This window comes from Kitasatospora sp. NPDC001225 (assembly GCF_053597855.1).
Genome location: NZ_JBSFJC010000176.1, coordinates 1 through 13845, shown reverse-complemented (window position 1 = coordinate 13845; position 13845 = coordinate 1). Strand labels below are relative to the sequence as shown.

Below are 13845 nucleotides of genomic sequence, written 5' to 3'. Positions count from 1 at the left end.
GGTGGCAGACGCACTGGGCCCTCTCCCCCGGCAGGGGGACTGATCCGCACACCGTGTCGCTGACGCTCGCCCACGCGAACGTCGATCACCCCTCCACTCGCGGCGGCGGTGGCCGGGCGGGTGCACGAGGCGGCCCGGCGGATGCTCGGCGGCCGGTCGGGCGGCGGGCTGGACCGGGCCGCCTTCGAGGAGCTGTTCCCGGTCGAGGGCGGCTGGGCCACGGCGGTGCTCGCCGAGGGCCTGTTCGTCCCGGCCGGGCCCGGGTTCCGCTTCGCGCACGGGGAGTTCGCGGACTGGCTGCAGGGCCGGCACCTGGACCTGGACGCGGCGCTGCGGCTGCTGCTCGGCGAGGCCGAGGACACCCCGCCGTGGCCCGCCGACGAGCCGGCGGAGCCCGGCGGCCACCCGGCGGCGGAGACGGCGGGGACGGCCGCCGGGGCGGACGCCGTCCCCCGGCACCGGATCGGCCCGGTCGCCGCCGCACTGCGCCGGGTGGCCGAGACCTGGGGCGCCGGCGCCCTGGACCCGTGGCTGCACCGGATCTGGCGCGCCCTGGACCTGCGCCCGCCGGGCAGCGAACCCGCCTGGTGGGCGGCCCGGTTGCTCGCCGAGGGCCTGGCCGCCGGCCCGGACCCGGCCGAACACCGGGCGCTGCTCGACCAAATGGCGGCCCGGATCGCCGAACGGGCGGGCGGGACGGGCGCGGTGGCGCTCCCGGCGGCCGGGCTCGGCCGTTTCGGGCCGGCCTTCTGGACCGGCCTCGGCCTGCCCGTCGAGGCCGAACTCGCCCTGCTGCGCAGCCTGGTGGCCGCCGACGGCCCCGGGCAGCGCTTCCTCGCCGTGGTGGCCCAGCGGCTGCGCGCCGACCCGGTCGGGGTGTTCCCGCTGCTCTGCGCCTGGTTCGAGGACCCGCGCGGCCTGCCGGGCCGCCCGGGGCGCACCGTCGCCGACCTCGCCCACGACCTGCTGTACGCCCACCGGCGGCTCGCCCTGGACGAGTTGGCCGACGCGCTGGCCGCCGCCGCGCACCCGCGGGCGGACGCGCTGCTCACCGTGCTCGCCGCCGAGGAGCCGTCCGCGCTCTGCCGCGCGGTGGACCGCTGGAGCCACGACCGGCGGCCCGAACGGCACGTCGCGGCGGCCGTGCACGCGCTGCGGACCGCCCCGTACGCCGCCGGGGCCGGGGTCGAGCTGCTGCGGTACACCGCGCTGACCCTGCTCGCCCGCGAGGACGAGCCCGGTCTGCACGGGGCCGCGCTGGCGCTGCTGGTCGGCGATCCGGCGACCCGGGCCGAGCACCTGCCGGCCGCGCTCGCCCTGCTGCGGGCCGGCGGCGACGCCTTCCTCACCCCGCGGGCGCTCGCCCCGGCCCTGGAGAGCGACCCGGAACCCGTCCTGGCGGCCTTCGCCGAGTGCTCGGCCGCCCCCGGCGCGGCCCCCGCCGAGACGCTGCGGGTGCTCGCCGACGCCACCGCCCCGGCGGCCGTGCGGCGGGGCGCCGAGCTGGCCGCCGGGCTGCTGCGCGGGAACCCGGGGCTGGCCGGCCCGGTCGCCGTCGACTACCTCGGCCGCCGGCTGGCGCGCGCCGCCGCCGGCCCGGCCGACCGGCTGGAGCTGCGGGTGCTGATCGGCGCCGCGCTGGCGGCCCGCAGCGCGGCCGTCCGGCGGCCGTTCGCCGAGGTGCTGTCCGTCCCGGTGGCCGACCCGGCGGCGGACGCGCTGCGCTGCGAGCTGCTGGACACCCTGCTCGCCGCCGAGACCGACCCGGCGGTGCTGACCGTCGCCGTGGAGCGGCTCGCCGAGCACTGCGCGGCCGAGAACCCGGCCCGGGCCCGGGCGGTGCTGGCCCGGGCCGGCACCGGGCTGCCGGGCGCGGACGAGCTGCTGGTGCGCTGCGCCGGGCGGTCGGCGGCCTTCGCCCGGCTGCTCGCCCGGTGGCCGTCCGGTGCCGCGCCGACCGCCCCGGACGGCCCCCGGCTGGCCCGGATGCGGGCCCTGGCGGCGGCCGGACGGGACCCGCAGTACGCCGCCGCCGAGGCCGAGCGGGCCGTCTCCGGGCGGGCCGCGGGGCCCTCGGCGGGCTCAACCCGTATTCCGGTGCCTGAGCCGGGGCAGGCGCATGGCACGCTATAGGGGTTCGGGTTTTGAGCGTTTGAGCGTACAGAGGGTACGCGCCGTACGGAACAAGGAGCGGTCAGGTGCAGCGCTGGCGTGGCCTGGAGGAGATCCCCGGGGACTGGGGACGCAGCGTCGTCACCATCGGCTCGTTCGACGGGGTGCACCGAGGACATCAGCTGATCATCGGGCGGGCGGTCGAGCGGGCCCGCGAACTGGGCGTCCCGGCGGTCGTGGTGACCTTCGACCCGCACCCGCGCGAGGTCATCCGCCCGGGCAGCCACCCGCCGCTGCTCGCGCCGCACCCGCGCCGTGCCGAGCTGATCGCGGAGCTGGGCGTGGACGCGGTGCTGGTGCTGCCGTTCACCACCGAGTTCTCCCAGGAGTCCCCGGAGACCTTCGTCCGGCAGGTACTGGTGGACGCGCTGCACGCGCGGGTCGTCATCGAGGGCCCCAACTTCCGCTTCGGGCACCGGGCGGCCGGGAACGTCGAGCTGCTCGGCGAGCTGGGCCGGGCGGACGACTTCGAGGTCGAGGTGGTCGACCTCCAGGTGTGCGGCACGGCCGGGGACGGCGAGCCGTTCTCCTCCAGCCTGACCCGCCGGCTGGTGGAGACCGGGGACATGGCCGGCGCCAACGAGGTGCTGGGCCGTCCGCACCGGGTGGAGGGCGTGGTGGTGCGCGGCGCGCAGCGCGGCCGCGACCTGGGCTACCCGACCGCCAACGTCGACACCGTGCCGCACAGCGCGATCCCGGCGGACGGCGTGTACGCGGGCTGGCTGACCGCCGACGGCGAGCGGATGCCGGCGGCGATCTCGGTCGGCACCAACCCGACCTTCGACGGCACCACCCGCACCGTGGAGGCGTACGCCATCGACCGGGTCGGCCTGGACCTGTACGGGCTGCACGTGGCCGTGGACTTCCTGGCCTACCTGCGCGGGATGGAGAAGTTCGACTCCATCGACGCGCTGCTGGACCGGATGGCCGACGACGTCAAGCGGGCCCGCGAGCTGACCGACGGCATCTGACCGACGGCATCCGAGCGACGGCGTCCGAGGCGTCGCAGAACGACGGAAGGGGCCCACCGACCTGGTGTCGGTGGGCCCCTTCCGTCGCTGTCACTGCTGGGGCGGGGGCGGCGGGTAGCCGTAGCCCGGCCCCGGCTGCTGCGGCCAGGGCGCCCCGGGGGCGGGCTGCTGCGGGTAGCCGTACCCGGGCGGGGGCGGCGGGGCCTGGCCGGGCTGCGGGGCCCACGGCGCCCCGGGGGCGGGCTGGCCGGCCTGCTGCGGGTACGGCTGGGGCTGCTGCTGCGGGTCGGCGTACGGCTGGGGGCCGCCCGGCTGCGGGTAGCCGGCCTGGGCCTGCTGCTGCCAGCCGGCCTGCTGGGCGGCGGCGGCCTGGTGGGCCCGGATGATGTCCTCGCCGACCAGGGTGGCCAGCTCGAAGTAGGCCTCCCGGACCTTGGGCCGCATCATGTCGAGGTTGACCTCGGCGCCGGCCGCCAGGCTCTCGTCGAACGGCACCACGATCACGCCGCGGCAGCGGGTCTGGAAGTGCGCGACGATGTCCTCGACCTTGATCATCTTGCTGGTCTCGCGCACCCCGGAGACCACCGTGATGCTGCGCTGGACCAGGTCCGCGTAGCCGTGCGCGGAGAGCCAGTCCAGGGTGGTCGAGGCGCTGGAGGCGCCGTCCACGCTGGGGGTGGAGACGATGATCAGCTGGTCGGCCAGGTCCAGCACCCCGCGCATCGCGCTGTACAGCAGTCCGGTGCCGGAGTCGGTCAGGATGATCGGGTACTGGCGGCCCAGCACATCGATCACCTGGCGGTAGTCCGAGTCGTTGAAGGTGGTCGAGACCGCCGGGTCGACGTCGTTCGCCAGGATCTCCAGGCCCGAGTTCAGGTCCTGCGAGGTGAACTGACGGATGTCCATGTAGCTGCGCAGGTGCGGGATGGCCGTCACCAGGTCGCGGATGGTCGCGCCGGTCTGGCGCTTCACCCGGCGGCCCAGGGTGCCGGCGTCCGGGTTGGCGTCGATCGCGATCACCTTGTCCTGGCGCTCGCTGGCCAGGGTCGCGCCGAGCGCGGTGGTGGTCGTGGTCTTGCCGACGCCGCCCTTGAGGCTGATCACGGCGATCCGGTAGCAGCTCAGCACCGGGGTGCGGATGATCTCCAGCTTGCGGGCCTTCTCGGCCGCCGCGGCCTTGCCGCCGAACTGGAAGCGCGGCTGCTGGCGCTGCTGCTTGGGCTGGCTGCGCAGCAGCCGGTCCGAGGACAGCTCGACGGCGGCGGTGTAGCCCAGCGGCGCGCCGTGCGCGGTCTGCTGCGGGGCGGCGGCCTGCTGGAACGCGCTGGGCTGCGGGGCCTGCGGTTGCTGCTGCCACGGCTGGCCGGGCAGCGGCTGCCCCGGCAGCGGCGGGCCGGGCTGGGCCTGCGGGCCGGGCTGGGGCGGGACCGGCTGCTGGTACGCGGCGGGCTGCGGCCAGCCGCCCTGGCGCGGGTCCACCGGGCCGGGCTGGGGCACCGGGCCGGGCTGCTGCGGGGCGGCGGCGTGCTGGGGCGGCAGCGGCAGCGGCTGCGGCTGCTGCGGCTGTTGGACCTGCTGGGCCTGCTGGGCCGCCCACGCGGCCTGCGGGTCCCAGGAAGCCGACGGGTCCTGGGGGTGCTGCGGCGGGGCCTGCTGGACCGGCGGCTGCGCGAAGTTCTGCGGCTGCGCGGGCGCGACGGGCGCGGGAGCAGGGGCGGGCGCCGGGTACGGCTGCGGCGCGGGCTGCTGCGCCGCGGCCTCCGGCGTCGGCCAGGCCGGGGCACCGGCCTGCGGCTGCTCGGCGACCGGCGGAGCCGGGGCGGCGGCCGGGAACGGGACGTGCTGCGCCTCGGCCTGCACCGGCGGGACCGGCGCGGCGGGCGTGGGCGTGGGCGTGGCAGCGGGCGTCGGGGCCGGGACGGCGGCCGGCGCGGCCTCCGCCGCCGGGGCGGCGGCCTGGCCGGGCACCGGAGCCTGGGACTGCCGCTGCTCCGGAGCGGCCTGCTGCGCCGGGGCCTGCTGGGCCTGCGCCGGAGCGGCGGCGGCGGGCACCGGGGCGTCGGCCGAGGCCGGAGCCCCCGCGGCCGGAGCCCCAGCAGCCGCCGCGGGCTCCGTCTGCACGTACCAGGACGGGGGAGTGTAGTCAGGCGCGTCCGACCAGTCGTCGTCGTCCTCCGCCGCGTTGTCGCCGACGTAGACGCCGTCCCGATCGCTGCTCACTTTTCTGGCTCCCTCGTGTTCGCCGCCGCTTGTTCAGCGGTGCCGTTGCCGCATCAAAGACTAGGCCGTACGGCAACCCCCGTTGAAGGCGGCTTCGGTTCCCCGACGGCCCGCCCGGTGCGGCGAGCCGCTGCTCAGTCCATCCGGCGCGGCCCGCCGAGCACCTGTTGTTCGGCCTGCCCGGCCACGGCCCGTACGTACTGGCGCCGCATCCGGGTCGCCCACAGGGTGAGGTCGTCGCCGAGGGTGGGCAGGGCGGCCACGTCCTCCGGGGGCAGCGAGAGCACCCGGCCGGTCAGTTCCGCCTCCTGCGGCGAGATCCGCTGCACGCCGACCAGGTCGGCCGCGTTCAGCACCCGGGAGGCGTTCGGGCCCAGGTAGGGCAGCAGGGTCAGGGTGGTCTGCCAGGGCGCGGCGGAGAGCCGGCTGCGCGGCGGGCGGGCGCCGAGGTCGCGCACCACCAGGACCGGCGAGGCCACCGAGGCGCCCTGCGGGCCGAGCCGGCCGACCTGATGGACCGTCACGCAGGGCTGGCCGCCGCCGGCGGCCTGGGCCAGCGGGCCCCACAGCTGCCCGCGGGCGGTCTCCACCGCGACCCGGGCGCCGATCGCGGCCGCCCGCAGCGCGATGACCTGCGCGGTCCACATGCCGCCGACGAGCACCAGGTCGTACGAGGTCGGGCGGAACAGGCCGAGCACGGCGGGCAGTCCCTGCGGGTCGACGCCGATGACCACGCCGTCGTCGCCGACCGGGAAGGCCAGCGCCGCGAGGTCGGCCGCCTCCAGGACGTGCTTCTCCCGGCGCGGGCCGCGCAGTCCGAAGCCGGGCAGGATCCGCGGCCTGGTCCGGCGCTGCTCGGCCCCGGGCTGCGGGCCGACGGTGGGGTAGGTCTGGTAGGCCATCAGGAAGCCCCTCCGAGCGGCAGGGTGGCGAGCATGCCGGGGGCCTGCTCCAGGTCGAGCCGGACGAGGCCGAGCCCGGTGCTCTGGGCCCGGGTCTCCACCTGGCGGCCGACCTGGCCGACCTCGCTCTCGTTGCGCCCGGTCACCCGCAGGTGCCCGCTGACCGTCACCGAGCCGCCGGTGCCGTGCCCGGCGGTCAGGCTGAAGGTGCTGGCGAGGGCCGGCGAGCCGGTGATCAGGTTGACCAGGTCCGGCGCGGCGATCCGGCCGGGGGCGCCGCCGGGGCGGCTGAGCTGCGGCCAGCGGGAGATCCAGTACGTGGTGTGCCAGCGGTCGTCGATCCGCCAGAACCGGTTGCCCTCCTGGGTGCGGCGGGTGGTGCCGCCGCCGCTGCCGGTGCCCTGGCGGCCGGCCACCGCGATCGGGTTGGCGCAGGTGGCGATGGCCAGCGCGGCGATCAGCTCGCGCTCGTCCAGCACGGTCGCGTTGAAGCCCGCGCTGTTGAGCCGGCCGGCCAGCTGGTCGGTGACCCGCTGCAGCGCCTTGCGGGCGCCCTCCTCGCCGCCGCCGCGGGCCCGGACGGCGGTCGCCGCGCGCTCCGGGTCGAGCTTGAGCGCGACCCAGGTCAGCCGCAGTCCGGGGGTGGAGGTGCCGTCCGGCAGCTCGCGGTAGGCGCGGGCGGCCAGCGACTGCTCGGGCAGGTGCTGGGCGGGGGCGGGCTGGGTGTGCTGGACCAGCTGCACCGACTCCAGGGTGATGTCGTCCACCGTGAGCGCCGAGCAGACCACGTCCAGCGGCAGCGGCAGCGCGGTGCGCACCGGGCGCAGCGGCTGGTCCTTGGCCTGGACGAGCAGGACCGAGGTGAGGAAGGTCCCGTCGCCGACCATGCCGGTCTCCCGGCGGACCGGGCGGCCGCCGAACTCGGCCTCGGTGGCGTGGGTGCAGGTGCGCAGCCCCGGTTCGAGCTCCAGCGCGGGCGCCAGCGCCGGGTCGGTGCCGGCCGGCGGCAGCAGCGTCCGGGCCTGCCTGCGGCGGGACTTGAGGGCGGCGCGGACCCGCAGCAGGTCCGGGACGGTGCGGCCGCGCACCGGGAGGAGGGCGAGCACGAGCAGCACCAGCGCGACGGCGCCGAAGCCGGCCGCGACCGTCCGGCTGATCGTCCAGCCGACGGCGACCAGGGCCGCCGCGACCTCGACCAGGACGAGCTGCTGGAGCTTCAACCGCCCGCCGAGCAGCCCCGGTCGGGGGTTGATCCGGACCTGGACGGCGCCGCCGCCCCCGGTGCCGGTCGACTGCGGCCGGTCGGGCCCCGTCCCCGGTCCTGTCCCCGTCCCGGTCTCGGCCGTCGGCGTGCTGTGCTGCGCCCGGCCGGCCCGGCGCGCCCTCCCGCCGCCCGCACTGCGGCGGCGTCCTGGAGCGGTCTGGCTTGGCATCCCCCGGTGGCCCTCTCTGATCCGTTCTCGCGGCCCGGCTGGCTGTGTCGCGGACCGTACCCGTACCGTACTCACCGTCTGCTGCCGCATCGTAGAGGGTTCGCGCCGGTTCGTGCCCGGCGGGTGACCACGGGGCAGGTCGGTCTGACAACGCCCGACAACGTCTGACTAGGGGGACGACGAGGTATGGCATCGCGCCGGGACGAGCTGAACGCGTACACCTTCGCCCGCAAGCGCACGGTGGGCGCCTTCCTGCTGCCCGCCGGCGGCGGCAGCGACGAGGACGCGCCGCGTCCGGTGAAGGCGGTGCTGCCGAGTGTGCTGGCCGGGGCGGTGGTGGTGGCCGGCTTCGGGCTCTGGGGGGTCTTCAAGCCGAGTGCGCCGGTGAAGTGGGACGACGGCAAGAACATCATCCAGGGCAAGCAGTCGACGACCCGGTACGTGGTGCTCACCGACCAGGACAACAAGACCAAGCGGCTGCACCAGGTCCTCAACATGTCCTCGGCGCGGCTGGTGCTGCCCGCGGGCGCCAAGGTCGTGGTGGTGGACGACGGGGTGCTCGACCGCTACCCCAACCACGGGCCGACGATCGGCATCCCGTACGCGCCGGACAAGCTGCCGACCACGGACAACGCGAACAAGCCGATGAAGTGGGCGGTGTGCGACCGCCCGGGTTCGGACGACAAGCAGGAGACCGTCAACCAGGCGGTGTTCGTGGCGGCCGGGGCGGACGCGACGGCGCTGGCGGCCAAGGACCGGATGCTCGGCCCGGACCAGCTGATGCTGGTGCAGCAGGCCGACGAGCAGCAGATCTCGGCCGCGCCGGCGGCGGGTCAGCCGGCCGCCTCGGGTGCGGCGGTGTTCCTGGTCGACGCGCAGGGCCGCAAGCACGAGATCGGCACCCCGCAGTCGGACGACAAGGAGCGCAAGGCGCTGATCACCGCGGTGTTCGGGCCCAACGCGGTGCCGCAGCGGGTCAAGCGGGACTGGCTGGACACCCTGGTGACCGCCACCCCGATCACCTTCCCGCAGGTCGAGGGCGTGGCCGACAGCCAGGGCGCCAACTCCAAGGTGGAGCTGGGCAACCAGGCCGACCGCCGGGTCGGCCGGCTGGTGCACTACCAGGACCGCCACTACGTGGTCGGCAAGGAGCAGCTGTTCCTGGTCACCCCGTTCCAGGCGGAGCTGATCCGGCAGAACCCGGCGTACCAGATGCTCTACAAGTACGACCAGGACAAGAAGCCGCGCAGCGACGAGATGATCCCGGCCGACAACGCCCAGTGGGGCGGCGACGTCGCGCTGAAGGGCACCGCGCCGGACTGGCCGCTGAAGACCGGTGCGCCGGTGAACAACTGGCAGGACCGCCAGGACGCCCGGATGGTCGTGTGCAGCACCTACGACGGTGTCGCCGCGGACGGGGCCACCGCCAAGCGCAGCGTCTGGGCCGGGACGACGTACCCCGCGCCGTACAACAACGGCGCCGGGGCCGCGTACGTGACCCCCGGTCACGGGCTGTTCTACCGCTCGCTGGACCACGCGGCGGCCGGCTCCGGGACCGACTTCCTGATCACCGAGACCGGGTTGCGCTACTCCGTCCCGTCCAACGGTGACGGCGGCCAGCGTCCCACGGCCTCGCCGCAGCCCGGCCAGAGCGCCCCGCCGAAGCAGCCGACACCGCAGCCGACGGCCACGCCGGTCCCCGGGGCGCCGTCCCAGGAGCCCGGCCAGCAGGAGGAACCGGGCGGCAACCAGGCCCGGTTGGGCTACCAGGGGGTCCAGCCGCTGCCGGTGCCGAAGGAGTGGTCGAACCTGGTTCCGGCCGGTCCGCCGCTGACCGCGAAGAGCGCCGCCCAGCCGCAGAACGCCTGACCGGCCAAGCGCGGCAACCGAATTGGCCGCAGTGTCATGGTCTGGTAACTACTCTGTGCTCGGTGTTGGGCGAGCTGCGTGTGCCGACTACAGTGCTGCTGGACATCACACGGGTGATGGCACGGTGGGGCCCCTCGCGGGCCCTCCGTGCACGCAAAATGTTGTCTCATGGGGGACGGTGGAGCATGGCTCAGGGTCAGTTCACGATGACGGCGCAGGAGATGCTGGCGTTCGCCAAGCAGATCGAAGAGGCCATCGGCAAGATCGAGGCCGAGCGGACCAAGCTGATCAGCACGGTCTCCGGCATCACCGGCGGCTGGCAGGGCCAGGCCGCGAGCGCCTACACGACCCTGCAGAACCGGGTCAACGAGGACATCGCGAAGCTCAAGGAGTCGCTGACCGCGATCAAGCACGCGATCGAGCTGACCACCAAGCACTACGCGAGCACCGAAGAGGAGCAGAAGGCGATGTTCTCCTCGGCCCAGGGCTGATCACCGCTTCCGCGTTGATCGTCGCACCCGCGCCGACCGCCGTTCTGTCCCGATCCACCGCTCCGCGGAGCGCCCGCCACTGACCGCGTGGCGCTCCGCACCCTCGTCTAGGGAGACAACGTGTCCGACCACATTCTCGTCAACTTCGAGACCGTTCACCACGCGTCCGAGGAGGTCAAGGCCTCGGCGAGCCGCATCGACCACCTGCTGAACGACCTCAAGGGCAACGTCACCCGCATCGCCTCCAGCTGGCAGGGTGCGGCCCAGGAGGGCTACCAGGCCCACCAGGCCCAGTGGGACGCCCGCGCCGCCGACTTGCAGAAGACCTGCACGCAGATCGCGACCTCGCTGGACCAGGCCGCGCAGAGCTACCGGACGACCGAGGACGCCAACGCCAAGCTCTGGGGCTGACGTTCGGGTTCCGTAGGGAACAGCAGGGGGCGGGTACCCGGATTCCGGGCACCCGCCCCCGACGCGCGACACGGGTGGACGACATGAGGGGTGGCAGGGTGTCCCGACACGGGTACCGGAAGGCGGCCGCGGCGCTCGCCGCGCTCGCGGTGCTGGGCGGCCCGCTCGCCGCCCCGGCGTACGCCGAGGGCGGGCCCGGACTGGCCGCGGCCGGCGACTGCCCCAAGCCGGCGCCCGACGTGCCGACCGTGCCGTGGTCGCTGCAGCGCCTGCTGCTGGACGAGCTGTGGCAGGGCGGGAAGACCACCGGCGCGGGCGTGACGGTCGCGGTCATCGACACCGGGGTGGACGTCAACAACCCGCAGCTGAGCGGAAAGGTCGACGAGGGCCCCAACCTGCTGGTCAACCGGGAGACCAAGGAGGCGATCCCGGGCAAGTCCATCGAGGACCCGGTCGGCCACGGCACCAAGGTGGCCGGGATCATCGCGGCCGGTCCCAGGAAGGCCACCGGTTTCGTCGGGCTGGCCCCCGACGCCAGGATCTTCTCGATCCGGCAGAACGACAGCGACGGCAACGGCGACGTCTCCACCCTGGTCGCGGCGATCAGGAAGGCGGCCGACCAGCCCGGCGTCAAGGTCATCAACATCTCCCAGGACGTGCGCGGCGCGGGCGACGCCCGCTTCGGCGGGTACCAGGAGCTGAAGGCCATCATCGACTATGCCGAGGCGAAGAACATCGTGGTGGTCGCCTCCACCGGGAACGACGGCAAGGAGGGCGACACCTACCCGGGTGCCTTCCCGACCGTGCTGGCCGTCGGCGCCTCCGACCGCAACAACGAGCGCGCGCCGTTCTCCCAGTACGGCGGCTTCGTGAAGGTCGCCGCGCCCGGTGTCGACATGCTGTCCACCGTGCCCGGGAGCGGCCAGTGCGTGGACAACGGCACCAGCTTCGCCGCCCCGTACGTCTCCGGGCTCGCCGCGCTGCTGTGGAGCGCGCACCCGAACTGGAAGGCGGCCCAGGTGCGGGCCTGGATCGAGCAGACCGCGCAGCGCACCCAGCGCGAGCCGGACAACTTCATCGGCTGGGGCGTGGTGGACCCGGTCAGGGCCGTCACCAAGGCCCCCGACGACGCGCCCTTCGCGCCCACCCCGGACGCCCCGGTGCAGCTCGCCGCCGCGCCGATCGTGCCGCGCCCGGTGGGTCTCGGCGAGACCCAGGCCGACCGGGACGGCCGCACCGCGACGTACGTCCTCGGCGTCGGCGCGCTGCTGGTCGCCCTGCTGATCGGCGGCGGCACGGTGCTGCGCGACCACCGGCGCAAGTCCGCCGACTGACGCCCGACTCACGCCCGACCCCCGCCCGCTCGGGGCCCGACCGGGCCGGCGCGTCGAAGAACCGCCGGAACCCCTGTAACACCGCAGCCCGCCCGCCGCATCGATGAAGTGTCAGGGAGGGCGGACCGCGGGGGGCAGGGCGCATGGGGTGGATCGGGGCGGGCCGGGAGGCCAAGGACGCGGAGTTCCTGGAACTCGTCTCCGGGCGGACCGGCCACCTGTACCGCTCGGCCTGCCTGCTCACCAGCGGCGACACCCACTACGCCGAGGACCTCGTGCAGGAGGCCCTCAGCCGGATGTACGTGCTGTGGCGGCGCAGCGCCTTCACCGGCCGCAGCCAGATCGACAACCCGGCGGCCTACACCCACACCGTGATGGTGCGCACCTTCCTCGCCCAGCAGCGCCGCCGTTCCAGCGGCGAGCGCCCCAGCGACGCCCTGCCGGAGCCGGAGGGGCAGGACGCCGACCGCACGCTGCGGCTGACCCTCCTCGACGCGCTCGGCCGGATGCCGCCCAAGGACCGCGCGGTCCTGGTGCTGCGCTACTGGGAGGACCGCAGCGTCGAGGAGACCGCCGAGGCCATGCGGGTCTCCTCCGGGGCCGTCCGTACCCGCACCACCCGGGCCCTGGCCCGGCTGCGCGCCCTGCTCGGCGACTCGCTGGCCGAGCTCGCCGCCCGCTGAGGCCGGCCGCCGACCGCCCGGTACCTCTCACCACCACCCGCGACGCAAGGAGACGGTGAACACCCATGTCCGAACCGGACAAGTTCGAGGACGATCTTCTCTATGCCCTCACCCGTACGGGCGAAGGCTTCCGCCCCGGCCGGGCCGACCTGGTCGCGGGCGGCTACCGGCGCGGCCGCGGCCGCTGGCGCCGCCGCTCGACCGCCGCCGTGGTGGGCGGGGCGGCCGCGCTGGCCCTGGTGGGCACCGGCGCGGTGTACCTGGGCTTCCCGGGGGCGAAGGACGAGGGCACGGTGCGCGCGGCCTCCGCCCCGGCGGCCACCGCCGGCGGCGACGGCGCCACCGCCTCGGCCACCCCGACCTCGGTGAAGTCCTCCGCCCCGGTGGTGATCACCGGGGACGAGGTGGTCGCCACCTTCCAGGCCCTGCTGCCCAAGGGCCAGGTGTCCGACGCGAAGGGGCACGGAACCGACGAGAACAAGGGGATGTACGCGGACGCCAACCTGGTGTTCGACGACGGCCAGGGCCGGTCGCTGATGGGCCTCAGCATCCAGAAGCACCGCCCCAAGGACGTCCAGCCGCAGACCTGCCCGACGGACCTCGAGCTCGCCTCGCTGGACTCCTGCGCCGTCACCGTGCTGCCGGACGGGTCGAAGCTCATGCTCACCCAGGGCTACGAGTACCCGGACCACCGGGCCACCACCAAGGAGTGGCGCGCCTCGGTGGCCCGTCCGGACGGCGGGCTGATCGGCCTCAGCGAGTGGAACTCGCCCCAGGAGAAGGACGCGCCGGACAGCCGGCCCAACCCGCCGCTCACGCCGGACCAGCTGAAGGCCGTCGTCACGGACCCGTCCTGGAACCGGGTCGTCGCGGCCCTCAGGTTCGACGGCGTCGACACCGAGGCGATCGACCCGGGCCTGTCGCTGCAGGACCGCGAGTCCGTCCTGACCGGGCTGCTGCCCGCCGGGGTGACGGTGACCGACCGCAGGAGCCGGGACCTGCGGGCGGACTTCGAGCTGGCCGGGGGCGGGCGGACCGGGACCCTGACGCTGACGGTCGAGAACTGGGCGAAGGCCCCCGACGACCGTCCGGGGCCGGAGGCGTACCAGGGCGCGGAGACCCTGCCGGACGGGACGAGGCTCCTGGCGCGCGGCGCGGCGGCCAAGGTCCCGAAGGGGGTGCAGGTCGTGGACGCGATGCGGCCGGACGGCGTGGAGGTCCTGGTCACGCTGGTGTCGAAGGGCGATCCGCTGCTGACCGAGGCGCAGCTGCGGGCGGTCGCCACCAGCCCGCAGTGGACGCCGAAGAAGTAGCGCGGGAGACGGCGGTGCCCCCCGGCGGGGGGGGGGGGGGGGGGCC

At 75.4% G+C, this 13845-nt stretch carries 11 protein-coding genes; 8 read left to right on the top strand and 3 right to left on the bottom strand.

Going from position 1 to position 13845, the window contains the following annotated elements; all coding sequences use genetic code 11:
- The first annotated feature begins 108 nt into the window (after positions 1–108).
- Entirely contained in the window at positions 109–2133 is a 2025-nt protein-coding gene (locus ACWDCZ_RS35380) for a hypothetical protein (RefSeq protein ID WP_449818012.1), read from the top strand.
- Between the two features lie 65 nt (positions 2134–2198).
- Positions 2199–3143: a bifunctional riboflavin kinase/FAD synthetase gene (locus tag ACWDCZ_RS35375; protein ID WP_074006407.1), complete on the top strand. Its 945-nt coding sequence runs from the start codon at positions 2199–2201 to the stop codon at positions 3141–3143.
- A 90-nt stretch (positions 3144–3233) separates the two neighbouring features.
- Here the strand turns inward: ACWDCZ_RS35375 and ACWDCZ_RS35370 are convergent, their stop codons facing one another.
- The 3 genes from ACWDCZ_RS35370 to eccE form a co-directional block, all read right to left on the bottom strand.
- Positions 3234–5363: a MinD/ParA family ATP-binding protein gene (locus tag ACWDCZ_RS35370; RefSeq protein WP_449818011.1), complete on the bottom strand. Its 2130-nt coding sequence runs from the start codon at positions 5361–5363 to the stop codon at positions 3234–3236.
- A gap of 134 nt (positions 5364–5497) precedes the next feature.
- Positions 5498–6265: a hypothetical protein gene (locus ACWDCZ_RS35365; protein ID WP_049657368.1), complete on the bottom strand. Its 768-nt coding sequence runs from the start codon at positions 6263–6265 to the stop codon at positions 5498–5500.
- Entirely contained in the window at positions 6265–7698 is a 1434-nt protein-coding gene (gene eccE / locus ACWDCZ_RS35360) for a type VII secretion protein EccE (RefSeq protein WP_375877577.1), read from the bottom strand. Before eccE ends, ACWDCZ_RS35365 begins: the two co-directional genes overlap by 1 nt.
- Before the next feature lie 186 nt (positions 7699–7884).
- Here eccE and ACWDCZ_RS35355 point away from each other — a divergent pair, with 186 nt between their 5' ends.
- The 6 genes from ACWDCZ_RS35355 to ACWDCZ_RS35330 all read left to right on the top strand — a co-directional run bounded on the left by ACWDCZ_RS35355 (position 7885) and on the right by ACWDCZ_RS35330 (position 13799).
- Positions 7885–9567, top strand: a complete 1683-nt coding sequence (locus ACWDCZ_RS35355; protein ID WP_449818010.1) for a type VII secretion protein EccB — start codon at positions 7885–7887, stop codon at positions 9565–9567.
- Positions 9568–9752: 185 nt separating this feature from the next.
- The gene (locus ACWDCZ_RS35350; protein ID WP_063780319.1) at positions 9753–10058 is read left to right on the top strand and encodes a WXG100 family type VII secretion target; all 306 of its coding nucleotides are present in this window, start codon (positions 9753–9755) and stop codon (positions 10056–10058) included.
- A 120-nt stretch (positions 10059–10178) separates the two neighbouring features.
- Entirely contained in the window at positions 10179–10469 is a 291-nt protein-coding gene (locus ACWDCZ_RS35345) for a WXG100 family type VII secretion target (protein WP_049657362.1), read from the top strand.
- Positions 10470–10552: 83 nt separating this feature from the next.
- On the top strand, positions 10553–11803 hold the full coding sequence (gene mycP / locus ACWDCZ_RS35340) for a type VII secretion-associated serine protease mycosin (RefSeq protein WP_449818009.1): 1251 nt from the start codon (positions 10553–10555) through the stop codon (positions 11801–11803).
- A gap of 143 nt (positions 11804–11946) precedes the next feature.
- Entirely contained in the window at positions 11947–12486 is a 540-nt protein-coding gene (locus tag ACWDCZ_RS35335) for a SigE family RNA polymerase sigma factor (RefSeq protein ID WP_449818008.1), read from the top strand.
- 65 nt (positions 12487–12551) lie between these two features.
- Positions 12552–13799, top strand: a complete 1248-nt coding sequence (locus tag ACWDCZ_RS35330; protein WP_449818007.1) for a hypothetical protein — start codon at positions 12552–12554, stop codon at positions 13797–13799.
- Positions 13800–13845: the final 46 nt, after the last annotated feature.

Coding starts and splice junctions, on each gene's coding strand:
- ACWDCZ_RS35365 (WP_049657368.1), bottom strand. CDS start 6,265: ATGGCCTACCAGACCTACCCCACCGTCGGCCCGCAGCCCGGGGCCGAG.
- ACWDCZ_RS35350 (WP_063780319.1), top strand. CDS start 9,753: ATGGCTCAGGGTCAGTTCACGATGACGGCGCAGGAGATGCTGGCGTTC.
- ACWDCZ_RS35335 (WP_449818008.1), top strand. CDS start 11,947: ATGGGGTGGATCGGGGCGGGCCGGGAGGCCAAGGACGCGGAGTTCCTG.
- ACWDCZ_RS35330 (WP_449818007.1), top strand. CDS start 12,552: ATGTCCGAACCGGACAAGTTCGAGGACGATCTTCTCTATGCCCTCACC.
- mycP (WP_449818009.1), top strand. CDS start 10,553: ATGAGGGGTGGCAGGGTGTCCCGACACGGGTACCGGAAGGCGGCCGCG.
- eccE (WP_375877577.1), bottom strand. CDS start 7,698: ATGCCAAGCCAGACCGCTCCAGGACGCCGCCGCAGTGCGGGCGGCGGG.
- ACWDCZ_RS35355 (WP_449818010.1), top strand. CDS start 7,885: ATGGCATCGCGCCGGGACGAGCTGAACGCGTACACCTTCGCCCGCAAG.